General features: G+C 66.9%; 18 protein-coding genes. 10 read left to right on the top strand and 8 right to left on the bottom strand.

Annotated features, from left to right (window positions below; all coding sequences use genetic code 11):
* Nucleotides 1-157 precede the first annotated feature (157 nt).
* Genes AC5Y42_RS13310 through AC5Y42_RS13300 form a run of 3 tightly spaced genes read left to right on the top strand, consistent with a single transcriptional unit; the run spans nucleotide 158 to nucleotide 1882 of the window.
* The gene (locus AC5Y42_RS13310; RefSeq protein ID WP_499898735.1) at nucleotides 158-604 is read left to right on the top strand and encodes a universal stress protein; all 447 of its coding nucleotides are present in this window, start codon (nucleotides 158-160) and stop codon (nucleotides 602-604) included.
* A 16-nt stretch (nucleotides 605-620) separates the two neighbouring features.
* Nucleotides 621-1409: an SDR family NAD(P)-dependent oxidoreductase gene (locus AC5Y42_RS13305; RefSeq protein WP_499898733.1), complete on the top strand. Its 789-nt coding sequence runs from the start codon at nucleotides 621-623 to the stop codon at nucleotides 1407-1409.
* Nucleotides 1406-1882, top strand: coding sequence for a nuclear transport factor 2 family protein (locus tag AC5Y42_RS13300; protein WP_499898731.1), 477 nt, complete (start codon nucleotides 1406-1408; stop codon nucleotides 1880-1882). Before AC5Y42_RS13305 ends, AC5Y42_RS13300 begins: the two co-directional genes overlap by 4 nt.
* Before the next feature lie 6 nt (nucleotides 1883-1888).
* Here the strand turns inward: AC5Y42_RS13300 and lnt are convergent, their stop codons facing one another.
* The 3 genes from lnt to AC5Y42_RS13285 are packed head-to-tail and all read right to left on the bottom strand — an operon-like array spanning nucleotide 1889 to nucleotide 5579.
* Nucleotides 1889-3352 carry an apolipoprotein N-acyltransferase gene (gene lnt, locus AC5Y42_RS13295; RefSeq protein ID WP_499898729.1) on the bottom strand — a complete coding sequence of 488 codons (1464 nt, stop codon included), beginning with the start codon at nucleotides 3350-3352 and terminating at the stop codon, nucleotides 1889-1891.
* On the bottom strand, nucleotides 3349-4860 hold the full coding sequence (locus tag AC5Y42_RS13290) for an Hsp70 family protein (protein WP_499898728.1): 1512 nt from the start codon (nucleotides 4858-4860) through the stop codon (nucleotides 3349-3351). Before AC5Y42_RS13290 ends, lnt begins: the two co-directional genes overlap by 4 nt.
* A 41-nt stretch (nucleotides 4861-4901) precedes the next feature.
* Nucleotides 4902-5579 carry an MBL fold metallo-hydrolase gene (locus AC5Y42_RS13285; protein ID WP_499898726.1) on the bottom strand — a complete coding sequence of 226 codons (678 nt, stop codon included), beginning with the start codon at nucleotides 5577-5579 and terminating at the stop codon, nucleotides 4902-4904.
* Nucleotides 5580-5727: 148 nt separating this feature from the next.
* Between AC5Y42_RS13285 and uvrA the strand changes: the two genes are divergently transcribed.
* Nucleotides 5728-8625 (top strand): excinuclease ABC subunit UvrA, encoded by a 2898-nt coding sequence (uvrA, locus tag AC5Y42_RS13280; RefSeq protein ID WP_499898724.1) that lies wholly within the window; start codon nucleotides 5728-5730, stop codon nucleotides 8623-8625.
* Nucleotides 8626-8717: 92 nt separating this feature from the next.
* Here uvrA and AC5Y42_RS13275 read toward each other — a convergent pair whose 3' ends face one another.
* Genes AC5Y42_RS13275 through lysX form a run of 4 tightly spaced genes read right to left on the bottom strand, consistent with a single transcriptional unit; the run spans nucleotide 8718 to nucleotide 14178 of the window.
* Nucleotides 8718-8933, bottom strand: coding sequence for a hypothetical protein (locus tag AC5Y42_RS13275; protein WP_499898722.1), 216 nt, complete (start codon nucleotides 8931-8933; stop codon nucleotides 8718-8720).
* Between the two features lie 9 nt (nucleotides 8934-8942).
* The gene (locus AC5Y42_RS13270; RefSeq protein WP_499898721.1) at nucleotides 8943-9359 is read right to left on the bottom strand and encodes a DUF6653 family protein; all 417 of its coding nucleotides are present in this window, start codon (nucleotides 9357-9359) and stop codon (nucleotides 8943-8945) included.
* Between the two features lie 9 nt (nucleotides 9360-9368).
* A complete protein-coding gene (locus AC5Y42_RS13265) occupies nucleotides 9369-10802 on the bottom strand; it encodes an alpha/beta hydrolase (protein ID WP_499898719.1) in 1434 nt (477 codons plus the stop codon).
* A gap of 52 nt (nucleotides 10803-10854) precedes the next feature.
* A complete protein-coding gene (lysX, locus tag AC5Y42_RS13260) occupies nucleotides 10855-14178 on the bottom strand; it encodes a bifunctional lysylphosphatidylglycerol synthetase/lysine--tRNA ligase LysX (RefSeq protein ID WP_499898717.1) in 3324 nt (1107 codons plus the stop codon).
* A 351-nt stretch (nucleotides 14179-14529) separates the two neighbouring features.
* Here lysX and infC point away from each other — a divergent pair, with 351 nt between their 5' ends.
* Genes infC through AC5Y42_RS13240 form a run of 4 tightly spaced genes read left to right on the top strand, consistent with a single transcriptional unit; the run spans nucleotide 14530 to nucleotide 16548 of the window.
* The gene (infC, locus tag AC5Y42_RS13255) at nucleotides 14530-15126 is read left to right on the top strand and encodes a translation initiation factor IF-3 (protein WP_499899011.1); all 597 of its coding nucleotides are present in this window, start codon (nucleotides 14530-14532) and stop codon (nucleotides 15124-15126) included.
* Between the two features lie 18 nt (nucleotides 15127-15144).
* The gene (gene rpmI / locus AC5Y42_RS13250) at nucleotides 15145-15339 is read left to right on the top strand and encodes a 50S ribosomal protein L35 (RefSeq protein ID WP_499898714.1); all 195 of its coding nucleotides are present in this window, start codon (nucleotides 15145-15147) and stop codon (nucleotides 15337-15339) included.
* Between the two features lie 32 nt (nucleotides 15340-15371).
* The gene (rplT, locus tag AC5Y42_RS13245) at nucleotides 15372-15761 is read left to right on the top strand and encodes a 50S ribosomal protein L20 (protein ID WP_065013169.1); all 390 of its coding nucleotides are present in this window, start codon (nucleotides 15372-15374) and stop codon (nucleotides 15759-15761) included.
* Between the two features lie 16 nt (nucleotides 15762-15777).
* Nucleotides 15778-16548 (top strand): TrmH family RNA methyltransferase, encoded by a 771-nt coding sequence (locus AC5Y42_RS13240; RefSeq protein WP_499898712.1) that lies wholly within the window; start codon nucleotides 15778-15780, stop codon nucleotides 16546-16548.
* Here AC5Y42_RS13240 and AC5Y42_RS13235 read toward each other — a convergent pair whose 3' ends face one another.
* Nucleotides 16549-17628 (bottom strand): oxygenase MpaB family protein, encoded by a 1080-nt coding sequence (locus AC5Y42_RS13235; RefSeq protein WP_499898710.1) that lies wholly within the window; start codon nucleotides 17626-17628, stop codon nucleotides 16549-16551.
* 204 nt (nucleotides 17629-17832) lie between these two features.
* Here AC5Y42_RS13235 and AC5Y42_RS13230 point away from each other — a divergent pair, with 204 nt between their 5' ends.
* Nucleotides 17833-18759: an adenylate/guanylate cyclase domain-containing protein gene (locus AC5Y42_RS13230; protein WP_499898708.1), complete on the top strand. Its 927-nt coding sequence runs from the start codon at nucleotides 17833-17835 to the stop codon at nucleotides 18757-18759.
* Nucleotides 18760-18768: 9 nt separating this feature from the next.
* On the top strand, nucleotides 18769-19554 hold the full coding sequence (locus AC5Y42_RS13225; protein WP_499898707.1) for a rhomboid-like protein: 786 nt from the start codon (nucleotides 18769-18771) through the stop codon (nucleotides 19552-19554).
* Nucleotides 19555-19576 lie beyond the last annotated feature (22 nt).

Below are 19576 nucleotides of genomic sequence, written 5' to 3'. Positions count from 1 at the left end.
TCGCCCAGCATCGGGCATCCCTCGATTACAGTGGCGCTCACAGCGTCGACCGCACGCCCGTGGCGCCGCGTGTTCGGTGTGTCGCAAATCAACCATCTGCATCCGGCGAAGCGATACTGTCTTGGGTTGGCGTAGCAACCGACACCTGGGAGGGTAAATGAGCGCCTATCGGACCGTGGTGGTAGGAACCGACGGCTCGGACTCGTCGCTGCGCGCGGTGGACCGGGCAGGCACCATCGCCGCCGGGGCGAACGCGCAGTTGATCATCGCGACGGCCTACCTGCCCCAGCACGAGGACCAGCGCGCCGCCGACGCCTTGAAGGACGAGAGCTACAAGGTGGCGGGCAGCGCCCCGATCTATGCGATCCTGCGTGAGGCCAAGGAGCGGGCGCACGCCGCGGGCGCGCAAAACATCGAGGAGCGATCTGTGGTCGGCGCCCCAGTCGACGCACTGGTCGACCTCGCCGAGGAGGTCCAAGCCGACCTGTTGGTGGTGGGCAACGTCGGCTTGAACACGATTGCCGGCCGGCTGCTGGGCTCGGTGCCGGCCAACGTCTCGCGTCGGGCCAAGGTCGACGTCTTGATTGTGCACACCACCACGTGAGTTGCATCCTGCGTTCGTGATCGATTCCGCCAAGTACGGTCCGTGGGCGGTCATCGCGGGTGGTTCGGAAGGCGTCGGCGCCGAATTCGCCCGGCTGCTCGCCGAAGCGGGTCTGAACCTGGTGTTGGTTGCCCGCAAGCCCGACCCGTTGGCCGAGACCGCCGAGCGCTGCCGGCGGTACGGCCACGAGATCCGCACCGTCTCGGCCGACCTCAGTGACACCGCGGCCAGCGCCCGCATCGCCGAGGCAACCGCCGGGCTCGACGTCGGGTTGTTGATCCTCAACGCCGGCGCCAACACGCACAGCCGCGAGTTTCTCGACGGCGACCTGGCGGAGTTCCTGCGCGTCATCGACCTCAATATCGCCACGCCGCTGGCGCTGATTCACCACTACGGGCGGCCGATGCGGGCCCGCCGTCGGGGCGGCATCGTGTTGATCGGATCGCTCGCCGGCTACCTGGGGTCGGTACGGCACACCGTCTATGGCGGCGTCAAGGCATTCGGACGCGTTTTCGCCGAAGGGCTCTGGCTGGAGCTTCGCGACCACGGCGTCGACGTGCTGGAGCTGGTGCTGGGTGTGACCCGGACACCGGCGATGGAACGGGTGGGCCTGAATTTCGATGTTCCCGGCATGGCCGTGTCCGAACCGGCCGACGTCGCGCGCGAGGGGCTGGAGTGGCTGTCCCGCGGGCCGGTGCATGTGGTCAGCGGAAACGAGGAGATCGTCGCCATGCGCAGTGATCCCGACCGGGCCGCGGCGGTACTCGGCGCGCACCGCACAATGCAGCGGCTGATGCGGAAATGACCCGCCCGGAGGAGCGGCTTGCTGCCTTCGAGCAACGGCTGCGCCGGGTCGAAGACGAGCTGGCGATCAGCCGTCTGCTGGCGTCCTACGGGCCGTTGGTCGACGCCGGTGACGCCGATGCCGTGGCCGGCTTATGGGCCGAGGACGGGGAATACGACGTCGAAGGCTGGCACATGCGCAGCCGCGCCGACGTCGCCGATATGGTGCGCTCGCCGGCGCATCAAGGGCTGATTGGTGGGGGTTCGGCCCACTTCCTGGGCCCGGTCCACGTCGACGTCGACGGCGATGAGGCCGTCGCGGTGTGCGAGTCGATTCTGATTCGTCGCGGCGATGACGACAGCGGCTACCGGGTGTGGCGGGCCGCAGCCAACCGCATCACGCTGCGCCGGGCGGTGTCGGGCTGGCAGATCGTCAAGCGCACGACGCGAGCACTGGACGGGTCGGTGGAGGCGCGCGCATTGCTGCGCCACTGAACTTGCTCAGTGCCGGCAAGACCGCACCACAGCCAGCACACCGGTGCCGGCGACGACGCTGAAGGCCAACACCAGAACCCAGTCACCCAGCCGCTGATAGGCGGTGTTGTGCGAGCCGAGCGGAACGCTCACCACCACTGCGCCACGGTAACTCGCTGGACACCAGAGAAGCTTGCGTCCGCGCGCGTCGAATGCGGCGCTGTCGCCGGACAATCCGGCGTGTACGGCCGGGCGGCCGATTTCGGCGGCGCGTACCGCGACCATCGCGGCCAACTGCGGTTGGGCCCAACTCCCTTGAAACGTCGAGGTCGCACTCTGGTAGACCAACGACTGCGCTCCGAGCTGTACCTCGCGGCGGGGTAAATCCGGAAACGCTGCCTCGAAACTGATCAGCGGTCCGAGTGCCAGCCCGCCGGCGTGGAGCACCACTTGGTCGCTGCCGCGGTGCCGGTCTTCGCCCGCGGCCTTGGTGTGCCCGGTGATCTGCCCCAGCAGCGGGCGCAGCGGCACGTATTCGCCGAACGGCACCAGCCGGGTTTTGCGGTAGACGCCCAGTGTCCCGTGCGGCCCGATCAGCACCGACGACTTGTAGATGCCGCCGGCCGGCGCGCGGGCGTCGACGTTGACGAGCAGGTCCGCACCCACCTGCCGGGACAGGTCCGTCAGCTCTTGCATGGTGTCCGGGTGGCCGGCGGGATCCAATCCGACGCTGCTTTCGCCCCAGACGACCACATCCGGCCGTTGACCTACCAGCGTGCGAGTGAGCGCCACACTGGCCGCCGCACGGGCGGTCGAGTCGTCGATGACGCCCGGCTGCACCAGCGCCACCCGGGCCGTCGGGCTGCTCGCTGTCGGCGCTTCGAGCAGGAAGCTGGCCGGCCCAACACCCGCACACACCAGCGCCGCCGCGACGACGGGGACGGCGTGCCGCGGGCACAAGATCGCCGCGGCGATGCCGGTATTGACCGCGATCACCAAAAAGCCGGTCAGCCACATCCCGCCGAACGAGGCCGACGCCAACGTGACGGGCTGGTTCCACTGCGACGCGCCCAGTGCAGCCCACGGGCCGCCCAGAGCGGGCCACGACCGCACCGCCTCGGCCGCCACCCAGGCGCTGGGCAATACGGCCATGGCCGCCAGCAGTCGAGGCACCGTGGCAGGCGTTGACAAGAGTCGGTGGGCGGCCCAGCCCCACGGCAGCCACAACGCACCGAGCCCGGCGGCCAGCAGCACCAGCAGGGGGCCGCTGCTGGGCAGCAGCCAGTACTGCGTGGCCAGCACATACCCGGCCAGACCGCACCATGCCCGCACCGCGCCGCCGGCCGGAGTCGGTGCGGCCCGTACCACGAGCAACAGCGGAACCACGCCGAACCAGGCCAGCCACCACCAGGACGGCGCCGGAAAGGCAAGCGCCGGCAGTGCGCCGAGAAGCAACGCCGCCGCGCACCCCCGCAGGCGACGAAAGCTCACGCGCTGGCGAGGGCGTGCCGCGCCAGCCGGAAGGTTCGGGTCAGCCGGTCCGGTTGCGTCGTGAGGGTGACCTCGACAGCTCCGCTCGGCGAGACGATGTAGCGCTCCTCGACGTCGGGCCCGTCATCGCGCCGGCGCACCGGCCGGTGTCCGAGGTCGTGATCGTCATGCAGGTCCGGGTCGAACGGAAAGAAGACCGAGTCGTAGGGCATCACGTCGCCGTCGGGGCGGCCGTCGCATAGCCGACTACATTCCACGAACCGGAAATGCCCGATGTTGTGCGCTGCCCGGTAGCTTCGCGTGACGACCAGGGGAGGCTGGCCGTCGGCCGGCAGTTGCACGCCCTTGGGCACGATCGGGTCGAAGCTGACGCCCGCACCCGCATGCGCCTCCCGGAAGACCCCGAAATGTCGCGAAAGCCGTTCGGAGAGCACGAATCCCGCTTCCCTGTCAAGGAAGACCGCCAGGCCGATCGCCGTCGCGGCGAAGGGGTGCGGCGAGCGTTTGACGCGTTTTTCGTCGAACTTCTCATTACGGTCGGCGCGCAGCATCCGCGCGATCAGCGGGAAGCTGCCGGCTCCGCCCACCACGTAGATGCCCGCCACCTCGGACCACTCCGCGTCGTGCAGCACATGCCCGAGGACGTCGAGGGTCTTCGCGACGAGCGGCGAACAGGCCGTATAGACGTCGTCGATCGGACACGAGAACGGCGGCTTGCCGACCGCGTCGAGGTCGACCAAAAAGCGGCGGGTGTTCGGGCCGACGGCTTCCTTGCGGGCTGCGCACTCCTCGAGCAGCAGACCCTGCGCGGCGGCGTCGAGTTTGGGGAGTTTCGCGCCGTTACGAACCAGCTTGAGAATCGCCTCGTCGAAGTCGTCGCCGCCTAGGCGCTGGATACCTTCACTGGTGACGACCTCGTTGAGCCGACCGGTCATCCTCAACAGCGACGCGTCGAACGTGCCGCCGCCCAAGTCGTAGATCAGCACATACTCGCGTTTGGCGCTGATCGTGGAGCGATATCGGTGCGCATACTCGAACCCCGCCGCCGATGGCTCGTTGAGCAGAGCGATGACCTCGAAGCCGGCTTGCGCGAAGGCGTCCAAGGTCAAAAACCGTTGGGCGCTCGACGCGTTGGCAGGCACGCTGACCGCGGCCTCGATCCGCTCACCGGGGGCCAAGTCGACGTTGGAGCGTTGTTGCAGATCGCTCTTGAACTGGGCGAGCAATCCCGCGAACAGGTCGGCCAGCCGGTGACTGTGACCGGCCAGCTGGACCGTTGCCCCCGGCCCGGCGTCGTTGAGCAGCCGTTTGAACGACCGCAGCAGCGACCAGCCCGGTTCGTGGCGCACCGCGGCGGCGTCCAGGCCGAAGCGCAGTTCGCCCGACTCGTGGGCGGCGATGACCGACGACCAGGTGTCCACGCCGTCGAACGACGCCACCGGGTAGTTGCCCCGGTCGACGACCGCCGCGACCGTGTGCGTTGTGCCGAAGTCGATGCCCACCCTCATCTCGCCAGAGTGTAGGCGGTGCAGTGCGTTTCGCGGTGCTTTTACCAGCCCCGCTCGCGCCACTCGGCGAGGTTGGGCCGCTCGGCGCCGAGCGAGGTGTCGTCGCCGTGGCCGGGGTAGACGACAGTGGCGTCGTCGTAGACGTCGAACACCCGGGTAGTCACGTCGTCGAGCAGTTGGTCGAAGTCGCCGGGCTGCCAGGTTTTGCCGACTCCGCCGGGGAACAGGCAGTCGCCGGTGAACAGCTGGGTGGTCTCGCCGGCCGCGGGTCCGCCGAGCGCCAACGCGATCGAGCCGGGGGTGTGGCCACGCAAATGGATGACGTCGAAGGTCAGCTTGCCGATCTGCACGGTGTCGCCGCCGGCCAGCAGGCGGTCGGGTTTGACCGGCAGCGGATCGGCGTCGATCTGGTGTGCGGCCGTCGGGGCGCCGGTGGCTTCGGCCAGGGCAGTCAGCGCCTGCCAGTGGTCGAAGTGCTGGTGGCTGGTCACGATCAGCGACACCGTTGGGGCGTAGCGTCGCACCAGGTCGATCAGGATCTCGGCGTCGTTGGCGGCGTCGATCAGCAGGGTTTCCCCGGTTTCGGAACACGTCACCAGGTAGGCGTTGTTGTCCATGGGGCCGACTGATGCCTTGACGATCGTCGCGCCCGGCAGGGTGCGGCGGGCGGCGGAGCCCGGCTCGACGTGCCCGGTGTAGTTGTCGTCGACGGTGGTCATAGGCGCCACTCCTCCATCCCGGCTGCGCCGGCATTATCGTCGTCGGCGCGGGTCATACCGGTCACGGTACTGGTCGGGAGTTGCTTGTCGGTACCGGCACATAGCATGGAAAACGACGTGTGTGATGACTCGTTTGGAAAGGAACGCGTTGGCTGACCGCCTGATCGTCAAGGGTGCGCGTGAACACAACCTACGCAGCGTTGATCTTGATTTGCCGCGCGACGCATTGATCGTCTTCACCGGCCTGTCCGGCTCGGGAAAGTCTTCGCTGGCGTTCGACACGATCTTCGCCGAGGGGCAGCGGCGCTATGTGGAGTCGCTGTCGGCCTATGCGCGTCAGTTCCTGGGTCAGATGGACAAGCCCGACGTCGATTTCATCGAAGGCCTGTCACCGGCGGTGTCCATCGACCAGAAGTCGACCAACCGCAACCCGCGGTCGACGGTCGGCACGATCACCGAGGTGTACGACTACCTGCGGCTGCTGTACGCCCGCGCCGGTACCCCGCACTGCCCGGTGTGCGGCGAGCGGATCGCCCGCCAGACCCCGCAGCAAATCGTCGACCAGGTGTTGGCGATGCCCGAGGGCACCCGGTTCCAGGTGCTGGCTCCGGTGGTGCGCACCCGCAAGGGCGAGTTTGTCGACCTGTTCGAAAAGCTCAACTCCCAGGGCTACAGCCGGGTCCGAGTCGACGGTGTGGTGCACCCGCTGACCGAGCCGCCGAAGCTGAAGAAGCAGGAGAAGCACGACATCGAGGTGGTAGTGGACCGCCTCACCGTCAAAGCCAGCGCCAAGCAACGGCTCACCGATTCGGTGGAGACCGCGCTGAACCTGGCCGACGGCATCGTGGTGCTGGAGTTTGTCGATCACGAACATGACGCTCACAACCGCGAGCAGCGGTTCTCCGAGAAGCTGGCGTGCCCCAACGGGCATTCGCTGGCCGTCGACGACCTGGAACCGCGGTCGTTCTCGTTCAACTCGCCCTATGGCGCCTGCCCGGAGTGCAGCGGGCTGGGCATCCGCAAGGAGGTCGACCCCGACCTGGTGGTGCCCGATCCCGAACTCACGCTGGCTGACGGCGCGGTGGCGCCGTGGTCGATGGGCCACACTGCGGAGTACTTCACCCGGATGATGGCCGGCCTCGGCGACACCATGGGCTTCGACGTCGACACCCCGTGGCGAAAGCTACCGGCCAAGGCGCGCAAGGCGATTCTGGAAGGCTGCGACGAGCAGGTGCACGTGCGCTACCGCAACCGCTACGGCCGCACCCGCTCCTACTACGCCGACTTCGAAGGCGTGCTCGCGTTCCTGCAGCGCAAGATGGACCAGACCGAGTCCGAGATGATGAAGGAGCGCTACGAGGGCTTCATGCGCGACATCCCGTGCCCGGAATGCGACGGCACGCGGCTGAAGCCCGAGATCCTGGCGGTCACGCTGGCGGCGGGGGATCGCGGCAAGAAGTCCATCGCCGAGGTCTGCGAACTGTCCATCTCCGACTGCGCGGACTTCTTGAACGCGCTCACACTGGGCCAGCGTGAGCAAGCCATCGCGGGGCAGGTGCTCAAGGAGATCCAGTCGCGGCTGGGCTTTCTGCTCGACGTCGGTTTGGAATACCTGTCGCTGTCGCGGGCGGCGGCAACGCTGTCCGGCGGTGAGGCGCAACGCATCCGGCTGGCCACCCAGATCGGCTCCGGGCTGGTGGGGGTGCTGTACGTGCTCGACGAGCCGTCGATCGGGCTGCATCAGCGCGACAACCGCCGTCTCATCGAAACCCTCACCCGGTTACGGGCTTTGGGTAACACACTGATCGTGGTCGAACACGACCAGGACACCATCGCGCATGCCGACTGGATCGTCGACATCGGCCCGGCCGCCGGTGAGCACGGCGGCCAGATCGTGCACAGCGGGACCTACGAAGAGCTGCTGCGCAACAAGAAGTCGATCACCGGCGCCTATCTGTCTGGCGTGGAAAGCATTGAGGCACCGGCGATCCGGCGCCCCGTAGGCAAGCGGCGCCTCACCGTCGTCGGTGCGCGCGAGCACAACCTGCGCGAGATCGACGTGGCCTTCCCGCTCGGCGTGCTCACCTCGGTGACCGGAGTTTCCGGTTCCGGGAAGTCGACGCTGGTGAACGACATCCTGGCCGCGGTGTTGGCCAACAAGCTCAACGGTGCCCGGCAGGTTCCGGGCCGGCACACCCGGGTCACCGGACTGGACCACGTCGACAAGCTGGTGCGTGTCGACCAGTCGCCGATCGGGCGCACACCCCGCTCCAATCCGGCGACCTACACCGGGGTCTTCGACAAGATTCGCACCCTATTCGCCGCCACCACCGAGGCAAAAGTCCGCGGCTACCAACCCGGGCGGTTCTCGTTCAACGTCAAAGGCGGCCGCTGCGAAGCGTGTTCGGGTGACGGCACCATCAAAATCGAGATGAACTTCCTGCCCGACGTCTACGTGCCATGCGAGGTGTGCCAGGGTGCCCGCTACAACCGGGAAACCCTCGAAGTGCACTACAAGGGCAAAACCATTTCCGAAGTGCTGGACATGTCCATCGAGGAGGCCGCAGAGTTCTTCGAGCCGATCACCGGGATCCACCGTTATCTGCGCACGCTGGTCGACGTCGGGCTCGGCTATGTGCGGCTCGGCCAGCCGGCACCGACCCTGTCCGGCGGGGAGGCGCAGCGGGTCAAGCTGGCCTCCGAGTTGCAGAAGCGTTCGACCGGGCGCACCGTCTACATCCTCGACGAGCCGACCACCGGGTTGCATTTCGACGACATCCGCAAACTGCTGGGCGTCATCAACGGCCTTGTCGACAAAGGCAATACGGTGATCGTCATCGAGCACAACCTGGATGTGATCAAGACGTCGGACTGGATCATCGACATGGGCCCCGAGGGCGGCGCCGGGGGTGGCACGGTCGTGGCCGAGGGAACGCCTGAAGACATCGCCGCGGTGCCGGAGAGCTATACCGGCAAGTTTTTGGCCGAGACGCTCGGTGTGCCGGCCACTCCGGCGCCACGACGGCGGCGCCGGGTCAGCGCCTAGCGGCCAGTCCCGTTAGCCGCCTTGGACCATGGCGACTGGAACCGCGGGCTACGCGGTTCCAGTCGCTCACCGCTGGTGAATGAGCGGACCACTCAGTGCGTATCCTTGCGCATCGATGCACGGATTTCGGCCAGCCGGTCAGCAGCCGCCTGCTCCCGCTCCCGGTACTGATCTTCGACGCTGCGGCCGGCTGCGCTTTCAGCGTCCAGTTCGGCTGCGCCGAGGGATGTTTGGTAGCGAGCTTCGATTTTCTCGCGGACCGAATCGAACGTCGGCGTACCGGAGTCATCGTATTCCGGGTCGGGCATGGCGCCAGGTTACCTGCCGCGGTCGAGGTAGCGCACCATCTGCTGCCAGTACACCATCGTCAGCGCCATCGCGACCGCAGTTGCCGCTGCCGCTGCGACGAGTCGGCGGCGGCGCGCGGCGACGATCGCAACGACGGTGGCAGCGGACGTCGCGGCGCTCACCACGGCGGCGCTGCCCTTGGGCCGCCGCGTGATCCACAGCTCCTCGCCCAGCATGGCGCGAGTGGCCCAATTGCTCTTGTCGACCGGTTCCGGAAACACGACCGGGTTGACCGCGAACCACAGCCCTACCGCCGCCGCGTGGCTCCACTTGCGTGTCCAGACCGGCAGCAAGACCAGCGGCGTGCTGGCCCAGCGACTCCATGCGCTCCACGGATTGGAGTGCCGCGGGAATATGGCGCGGCGGATGTGTGCGATCGATGCCATCAGGCGACGTTATCTGCGGCCAGTGTGTGGCCCTGGCGGGGCCGGCAACGGACTGCGCGGCACTCCCGGCGTGCCGAGTTGACCGGCCAGCCATGGCAGGGCCGCAGTGAATACCCGGCCGGCGAATGGCCAATCGTGCTTGCCCGACTGGGCGACGACCGCGCAGTCGATGCCGTGGGCGCGCCCGAGCGTGCAGAGTGAATCAGCGGCCGCAGCGGTGTCGCTCAGTTTGGCCGTGCCGCCCCGGTGGTCTGTGCCCGTGGTACCGGTGTCGGCCACCGTGACAGTGTGCGACGCCTGCGGACCGGCCGAGTTGATCGCGAACCAGCCCGAAACCCCGGTGTAGCGCCCATGTCTGGTGATCACCGTGGTCGGGTCGAAGGCGGCCCAGGCCTGGGCGCTGCCACCGAACAGTCTGGCAATCGTTTGCGCTTTGGTTCCCGAGTTCGGGGCGATGTCCCCGGCGATGTCGACGAAGGCGCTGAACATGTCGGGGTGCATCACCGTCAGGTCCACCGCGCACGTGCCGCCCATCGACCAGCCCACGATGCCCCAGTTGGACCGCTCAGGGCTGACTCCGAAACGCGAAGCCATGTATGGCACAACATCTTTAGTGAGATGATCAGCGGCATTGCCGCGGTTGCCGTTGACGCATTCGGTGTCGTTGTTAAATGCCCCGCCGGAGTCCACGAACACCAGCACCGGCGCGTTGCCGTCGTGGGCGGCGGCGAAGTCGTCGATCGTCTTGACCGCATTGCCGGCCCGTAGCCAATCGGCCGGAGTGTTGAATTCGCCGCCGATCATTATCACGGTCGGCAGCCGCGGGGGAGGGTTGGAAGCGAACCAGGCCGGCGGCAGATACACCAGCTCGCCGCGATGCTTGAAGTGTGACGCGTCGGCGGGAATTGTCACTTCGACCACGCTGCCGCGCGGCGGCCGGACGCCCTTGTCGGCCATCGCGGTAACGGTGGCAGCGTCTGTCTGGTCGGGCAGCGGACCAGCGGTGAGCTGGTTCCAGGCTGTCTGCACGGTGGGGAAGTAGCCGACCCACTCGTTGAGCGCCAGCGCGGAGCTGGCCAGACACAGCGGCACCGCCAATACCGACGCGGCCCGTCGCCACCAGCGCGCGCCCGGCCAGCCCAACAACAGCACGGCGGCGGCGGCACCGGTCAACGCAATCCACATCCACAGGGTGCGGGGCGCCGGTTCGCCGGCCAGACCGTCGTCGGCGATCTGCCAGTACGCCCAACACGTCACCGCAATTCCGACCGCAGCCGCGATCGGAAGCCATAGCAGCCGCCAACGACGCGACCGCCACCCGATCGCGAGCACCAAGACGGCCGCAGCCACGGCCTGCACGGTAATCGGAACCCAGCCATGCATCAGCGAAGTGTGGTGGCCCACCAGCAGCGGCGCGGCCACAATCGCCGTCGATGCAGACACAACACCTATTCTGATCTGCAATTCTGAGCGCCGGCTGTGAAACGCGCCGAAATCAACGCGGTTTAGCCAGCGGGAAGGGCAACGTCTCGCGGATGCTGCGGCCAGTGACGAGCATGACCACCCGGTCTACACCCATCCCCAGGCCACCGGTAGGCGGCATCGCATACTCCATCGCCTGCAGGAAATCCTCGTCGAGCTCCATCGCCTCCGGGTCTCCGCCGGCGGCCAGCAGAGATTGCGCCCGCAACCGGCGCCGCTGCTCCAGCGGATCGGTCAACTCGCTGTAGGCGGTCCCCAGCTCGACGCCCCACGCCACCAGATCCCAACGCTCGGCGACCCTGGGTTTACTGCGGTGCGGTCGGGTCAGCGGCGACACCGACGTCGGAAAATCCGTGTAGAACGTCGGCAGTTCGGTACGTGCCTCGACCAGTTGCTCGTACAGTTCCAGCACCACCGCGCCGCCGTCCCAGCGGGGGCGGTATGGGATGCCGACGGCGTCACACAGTTTGCGCAGCGTGGCCAGATCCGTTCCGCTGTCGACTTGCTCACCGAGTGCCTCTGACACCGCGTCATGCACGGTCTTCACCGGCCACACACCGGAGATGTCGACCGGTTCCAGGTTGCCGTCGGCATCGTCGGACCGCGGTCGCATCACCACCGGCGCATCGTTGGCGGCTGCCGCGGCGTTCTGAATCAGTTCCCGGCAGCCGTCGACCCACACCAAATAGTCGGCGTGCGCCTGGTAGGCCTCCAACAGGGTGAACTCCGGATTATGGCTGAAGTCGGCACCCTCGTTGCGAAACGCCCGGCCCAGCTCGAACACTCGCTCCACACCGCCGACGCACAGCCGCTTGAGGTACAGCTCCGGCGCGATGCGCAGGTACAGGTCGAGGTCGTAGGCGTTGATATGAGTAACGAACGGTCGCGCGGTCGCGCCGCCGTGGATCTGCTGCAGAATCGGGGTCTCGACTTCAAGGAATCCCTTGGCTGTCAATGTCTCCCGGATCGAGCGCAGCACGCTGCTGCGCGCCGTGATGAGCTGACGCGATTCGGTGTTGATCGCCAGGTCGACGTAGCGGGTGCGGACTCGAGCTTCCGGGTCGGCAAGCCCGGTCCACTTGTTCGGCAGTGGTCGCAGACATTTACCGATCAACCGCCAACTGGCCACGATCAGTGACCGGGTGCCGGTCCTGCTGAGCCCCATTCGGCCGGTGACCTCGACAAGGTCTCCCAGGTCAATGGCCCTGGTGAAATCCGCAGTGCGGCTTTGCTCGAGGACCGAATTATCCAGCAGCAGCTGCATTTCCCCCGACCAGTCGCGCAGTTGGGCGAACAGCACGCCGCCGAAGTCGCGAATCCGAAGCACACGTCCGGCCACCGAAACGGTCGCGTCGTCGACGCCACCCAGTGCCTGCGCGGTCGTGTGAGTTGGCGGATGCCCTACGGGATAGGTGTCAATCCCGCTGTCCTGCAGCTTCTTCAGCTTCGCCAACCGGACCCGCATCTGCTCGGGCAGGCGGGTTTGACGGTCCTCGGTTTCAGAGATCCCGGCTTGCTGAAAGCCGGAGACGTCGGGAGCCCGCCCATCGTGATGCAACAGCCCGGTTTCGACCAGTACCGACGGCACCGACGGACGATGGCCGGTGTGCTGCTCGTTGCGGCGAGAAAACGGCAGCACCAGAAAACCTTCGGCGATCACAGACGCGACACCCACCCGCGGAATCAGTCGGGCGTCCTCGTAGCAGGCGTATCGGGGTAGCCACTGCGGCTGGTATTTCATGTTCGAGCGATACAGCGTCTCCAACTGCCACCAGCGTGAGAAGAACACCAGTAAACCCCGCCACAACCGGGCTACCGGGCCGGCGCCGAGCTGAGCCCCCTGCTCGAACGCCGAGCGGAACATCGCGAAGTTCAACGAAATACGGTTGATGCCAAGTTGTTCGGAATTCAGCGTGAGATCGCTGACCATGAGTTCGATGGTGCCGTTGGGTGATTGCGGTGAACGACGCATCAGGTCGAGCGAGACTCCGGTTTGCCCCCAGGGCACCAGCGACAGCATCGCCACTACCTCGCTGTCACCATGCAGCGCCTCGACCAGCAGGCAATCGCCGTCGGCGGGGTCACCGAGGCGGCCCAGCGCCATCGAAAACCCTCGCTCGGTCTCGGTGTCACGCCACGCATCCGCGCGGGTGATCAGCTGCGCCATTTCGTCGCCTGCGATGTCGCGATGCCGGCGGATGCGTACTGACAACCCGGCCCGGCGGGCTCGGGTCACGGCTTGGCGCACCGCGCGCATATCGGGTCCGGACAACTTGAATTCCGCGGTGTGCAGGATGGCTTCGTCACCCAATTCCAGGGCGTTGAGTCCCGCTTCCCGAAAAGCTTTGGCCCCTTGAGAGCTGGCTCCCATGACCCCGGGGGCCCACCCGTAGGCCTGGCACAGTTGCAGCCACGCGCCAATGGCTTGTGGCCATGCCCTGGGGTCGCCCACCGGGTCGCCGCTGGCCAGGCAGACGCCGACCTCGACGCGGTAGGTGATCGCGGCGCGACCGCTGGGCGCGAATATCACCGACTTGTCGCGGCGAGTGGCGAAATAGCCCAGTGAATCGGTGTTGCCGTACAGTTCCAGCAGCCCACGGATGGCCGATTCGTCCTCGCCGGTCAGCGCACTCTCGGCGCGTTGGGACTGAAACAGCACGATCGCTGCCACGATCAGTGCGAGTGCGCCGAAGAGGCCGAACAGGTCGTTGAGGAAAACATGTGGTTTGCCCGCAAACGACGCCGGCCCGGCCAGCGCAAAGCCGACCACCCGGTCCGCCACATAGAGGAGCCGGTCGCCGCGGTGCAGCGATCCCGGAAACACCTGGACCAGTCCCCAAGACAGCGCAATTCCCAGCACCCACCCGGCGATGAGCGCCGCAGCCGACTTGTATAGCGCCCCGCGGCGAACTTTGGCCCAAAATTCGCGATAGGCCAGCACCAGAACCACGACCGCCGCCACATGCAGGGCAAGCCCAAGGCTCTCGCCGAACACCTGCAGCGCGCTATCGCTGCCCTGCGCCAGTTCCAGGCCGTTGATTGCGGCGGCAACCAGCAGATTTCCGACCAGGATCCACCAGGCGATACGTTTGCGTGCGGTCAGGGCGGCCGCAAGCAGCGCCAACACGAACGACCAGGCAAAGCTGGTGTCGGGGAAGTTGAACAGATAGTCGTTGATGAACTCTCGCGGCACTTTGATGGTCCAGCGGACCAACGGCGACACACTGGCCAGCAGCGACAACGTCGCGATAACCCCGACGGTCCAACCGGCTGCGGCAGGAACCCAGTGATAGCGCGAGGCGGAAAGGCGCCCAGCGCGAGGCGCAACAAGTGTCACAGACCGCGAGGATATGCCCTCAGGCCGCGAATCGCCTGAGTAGGCGGCTGCCGGATGACCGGCTGTCGCATCAGCACTGCTAGACTTGCCTGCGCGACCGTCCCGGCGAAGGCCAGGGACAGCAAGTGGAGTCCCACTCCCACCGTTGGCCAGACCGGCTCAACGGTCCGGTCACCGGCATCCCGAGGGTGCCTGTTCTGCGAGCGACGCAGGCGGCTGAAGCCGCGACCGGTCGGCACAGGGCCCTGCTTAAGCAGGGCTTTTTCGCTGATGGCGTGGTATTCCGACCGCTGGATCTCCGACACCGGCCGGCCGCGACCGGAAAATTGTCCATCGAGCCCAGGAGGCCCCATCAGCACTGAGACCCGCGTCAACGAGCGCATTCGCGTACCTGAAGTCCGTTTAATCGGCCCGGGAGGGGAGCAGGTAGGCATCGTGCGTATCGAAGATGCACTGCGCGTCGCCGCCGACGCCGATCTCGACCTCGTCGAAGTCGCACCGAACGCCAGACCGCCGGTCTGCAAAATCATGGACTACGGCAAGTTCAAATACGAGGCGGCGCAGAAGGCGCGCGAGTCTCGCAAGAACCAGCAGCAGACCGTCGTCAAGGAACAGAAGCTGCGACCCAAGATCGACGATCACGACTACGAAACCAAGAAGGGCCACGTCGTCCGATTCCTGGAGGCCGGGTCGAAGGTCAAGGTCACCATCATGTTCCGCGGACGCGAGCAGTCGCGCCCCGAGCTGGGTTACCGGCTGCTGCAACGGCTGGGCGCCGACGTCGCCGACTACGGATTCGTCGAGACGTCGGCCAAGCAGGACGGACGCAACATGACCATGGTGCTGGCACCGCACCGCGGCGCGAAGACTCGCGCCAGGGCGGCGCAGCAAGCCGGCGAACCCGCCGGCCCCGCACATGGTGACGACACCGAAGCTCCATCGAACTGACAGCAGAACTGAGGACACATGCCCAAGGCCAAGACCCACAGCGGGGCTTCCAAGCGGTTCCGGCGTACCGGTACCGGGAAGATCCTGCGTCAGAAAGCAAATCGCCGGCATCTGCTCGAGCACAAGCCGTCCACTCGCACCCGCCGCCTGGAAGGGCGCACCGCCGTGTCGGGCCACGACACCAAGCGGGTCAACAAGATGCTGAACGGCTGACCAGCCCAACCACCCGACGATAGGAACACCCCATGGCACGCGTGAAGCGGGCGGTCAACGCCCAGAAGAAGCGGCGCACCATCCTGAAGGCTTCGCGAGGTTATCGCGGTCAGCGCTCCCGGCTGTATCGCAAAGCCAAAGAACAGCAACTGCATTCACTGAACTACGCCTACCGTGACCGTCGCGCGCGCAAGGGGGAGTTCCGCAAGCTGTGGATCGCGCGGATCAACGCGGCGGCCCGCGCCAACGACATCACCTACAACCGGCTGATCCAGGGACTCAAGGCCGCCGGTGTCGAGGTCGACCGCAAGAATCTCGCCGAAATCGCTGTGAGCGATGCTGCGGCGTTTACCGCCCTGGTCGATGTCGCCCGGGCCGCACTGCCCGAAGATGTCAACGCGCCCTCCGGAGAGGCTGCCTGAGCTTCGCGGCTGTCAGGTGCTCACCGAACGCTCGACCCGGGTGGTCGCTGCGGTCAAACTGCATCGGCATATCGCTCGGCGGCGGTCCCGGCGGTTTCTGGCGGAAGGCGCCCACCTTGTCGAGGCGGCGTCTCGCCGCGGACTGACTCGGGAAGTCTTCGCCACCGAATCAGCCGCCCAGCGGCACGCCGCGCTGCTGGACGCGCAGGATGTCCCGGTGCACCTGGTCACCGAGCGCGCCGCAAAGGCATTGTCGGACACGGTGACTCCGGCTGGCTTGGTCGCAGTGTGCGAGATGGCGTCGGCCACCCTCAACGACGTGCTGACTGGCGCGCCTCGGCTGGTCGCCGTTGCCGTCGAGATCAGCGAACCGGGCAACGCCGGCACCTTGATTCGCATCGCTGACGCGATGGGCGCCGCCGCGGTGATCCTGGCCGGCCACAGCGTCGATCCCTACAACAGCAAGTGTCTGCGCGCTTCCGCTGGAAGCATCTTTTCCATCCCGGTCGTAGCGGCGCCCGATGTCGGTAACGCGGTTGCATCGCTGCAGACCGCCGGCTTGCAGGTGTTGGCCACCACACTGGATGGCGAACTCTCGCTCGACGACGCCGACCTCGCCACCCCTACGGCGTGGCTGTTGGGGCCGGAATCGCACGGTCTTTCAGCGGAGGTGGCGCAGCTGGCACACCACCGCGTACAGATTCCCATGCGGGGCGGCGCGCAGAGCCTCAATGTGGCTGCGGCCGCAGCGATTTGTCTTTACCAGAGCGCGCGGGCGCTGCGCTGATCAGGCGGCTCTGCCGCGGCCGCGCGCGGGTCGCAGACCAGCCAACGAGAACGTGGTGTGCACCAGAGATCCGGCGCGCTCGATGATGTTCTTCGCCGGGTGTGTGCGGGGCGGGAAGTAGTGCATCGGCATACCGCGACGATCGCGTGGTGGCGCCATGAAGCCCGGTGCCTCCACCAGCGGGGCGTCGGCGGGGAGCCGGCCCGCTGCCCGGCGGTAGGCGGCCAGCGCGCGCGGATGCAATCGGATCTCGTCGGGCACCGCCAGAAAGGCCAGCTCGACTGCTTTGCCGAAGAGCCGCAACAACACTTCGTCGCCCGGCGTCCACCGCATGCCGGCCTTCTCCCGTACCGCCGGGTCGAACAGTCCGGCCGCTATCCAGCGCTGCCCGGCCGCCAACGGCCTGAACAACTGATCCCAAATCGGCGTGGGCATCAGCACGAATTTCGGTTTGGGGATCCGGATTTCGAAGATGTCCAGGGTGGCCTGGTTGATCTCCAGCTCGTCCTGGCACATGCGGCCCCAATACTCCTGGAAGTCCTCCCAGGATTTCGGCACTGGCCGCATGCTCATCCCGTACATCCGGTACCACTGCACATGCTCGTCGAACAGTTGGCGCTTCTCGGCCTCGGTCAGCCCACCGCAGAAGTATTCGGCCACCTTGATCACCAGCATGAAGAACGTCGCGTGTGCCCAATAGAACGTTTCCGGGTTCAGCGCGTGATAGCGGCGCCCGGACGCGTCGACGCCCTTGATGGTGTGGTGGTACTGCTTGATCTGCTCGCCGGTGCGCTGCGCACGCTCGCCGTCGTAGACCACGCCCATGATCGGATACACCGAGCGGGCAACTCGTTGCAGCGGTTCGCGCAACAGGATCGAGTGCTCCTCGACACCGGCGGCCAACTCCGGATACATGTTCTGGATCGCACCGATCCACACGCCCATCATCCCGGTGCGCAGGTCGCCGAAATACTTCCAGGTCAGCGAATCCGGGCCCAATGGCTCGGCGTTGGCGGCGGCATCGTCGCTGCGCGTGACGAGGGCGGGCTCGACCGACGGTATCGATTTGGTCGTGGTCATCGCGACCTCCTGGCTGCTGATAAGTTCACGATAATGTTGACAACAAACGTTGTCTACGATTTCCGCGGCGTGCCGCGCCGACGTGTTACCGACTGTCGACCGCGCTGAGGCAAGCGCGTGATCAGGCGGTTTGACGTCTACGGTGGCGGACGCCACTACGACGGTCGTTGCCGCCCTCTTCGGGCAGCACCTAGGCTGGACGCCGTGGACCTCGGGCCCGATTCGGCGTCCGGCGAGCCCGAGCAAGCGGCGACCACGCCGGCCACGCCTGCGTCCAAAGACCGCTCTCCGGTATCGATACACGGAGCGGCGGACTGGCTGCGCGACAGGAACCAGAGCGCAGGAGTCGTCGACTTCATCCGGCGCGCCCGCCGCGCATTACCCGGAGATCCCGACTTCGGCGATCCGTTGTCCACCGCGGGCGAGGGCGGTCCACGCGCCGCGGCGCGGGCCGCGGGACGCCTACTCGGCGGCCGCGGGGGGGCGTCGCGTCAGGTCGGTCTTGGCGCGCTTCAGGTGTGGCAGGCGTTGACCGAAGCGGTTGCCCGGCGGCCGGCCAACCCAGATGTGACGTTGGTGTTCACCGATCTGGTGGGTTTCTCGTCGTGGTCGTTGCAGGCCGGTGACGACGCAACATTGATGCTGTTGCGGCGGGTGGCCCGCGCCGTCGAACCGCCGCTGTTGGATGCCGGCGGGCACATCGTCAAACGGATGGGCGACGGCATCATGGCGGTGTTCGCCGATCCGCTCGTCGCGGTCGGCGCGGTCTGCGCTGCTATGCAGGCAGTGAAATCGGTCGACGTGGCCGGTTATCGACCGCGGATGCGGGTCGGAATCCACACCGGGCGTCCGCAGCGGCTGGCCGGTGACTGGCTCGGCGTCGACGTCAACATTGCGGCCCGGGTGATGGAACGCGCCACCAAGGGCGGCATCATGATCTCCGGCACCACCCTGGACGAGCTCGCCCAGGCTGATTTGGACGAGTTGGGAGTGGTGGCCAAACGCACCCACCGACCGATGTTCGCGGCCAAGACCCCCGGGCTTCCGCCTGAACTGGCCCTCTATCGACTCAGAACTGCCAGGGACCTGTCAGCTACCGACGAACGGGAAGACGACAATGTTGAGGCATAGTAGAAGTCGATGATCGCCGACATGCTCACCCGGATTGCCCGGGTCCGGATCACCGTCGGCTACGCAGCGATTCTGACAGCGGTCAGCACGGCACTCCTGGTTCTCGGCCCACAGGCGCAGGCGCAGGCCATTCGCAATGCCAGCACCAACGTGCACAACCTGGCGCACGGGCACCTGGACACCCTGTTCGGCAGCGCATTCGTCACCGATGCCGGTCCGATCTTCGTCTGGCTGCCCGGCCTGGTATGTCTGCTCGCCCTGGCCGAACTGATCTGGCACAGCGCCCGGATGACCGTGGTGTTCGTCACCGGACACATCGGCGCGACACTGCTTGTCGCGGCCGGTATCACCGCGGCGATCAAGCTCGGCTGGTTACCGATGTCGATCTCGCACGCCAGTGACGTCGGCATGAGCTACGGGGCCGTCGCGGTGCTGGGAGCGCTGACCGGCGCGGTGCCGGCGCGCTGGCGGCCGGTGTGGATCGGCTGGTGGGTTCCGGCCGCTGTGGCGGCGGCGGCCGTCGGTGCCGAGTTCACCGACGCCGGGCACGCCGTCGCACTGGTGCTGGGCATGCTGATCGCCACCCGGTTCGGGCGACCGACGCCGTGGACGCCGGTGCGGTATGCGCTGTTGAGCATCGGGGGCGCCTTCGGGTTTTTGATGCTGGCGCACACCCCGTGGTCGTTGTTGGCCGGTGCCGGTGCGGGCGCGCTGGGCGCGCTGACGGTGGATGGGATCATCCGGCTCCGCACGCTGCGCCGGCCGTTGCCGGTGGCCGAGTTGTCCGCCGCCTGACCCCGCGCTCCGAGCACGCCGG

Source organism: Mycobacterium sp. NGS48, from assembly GCF_059812585.1.
This window is presented reverse-complemented; position numbering and strand designations above follow the sequence as displayed.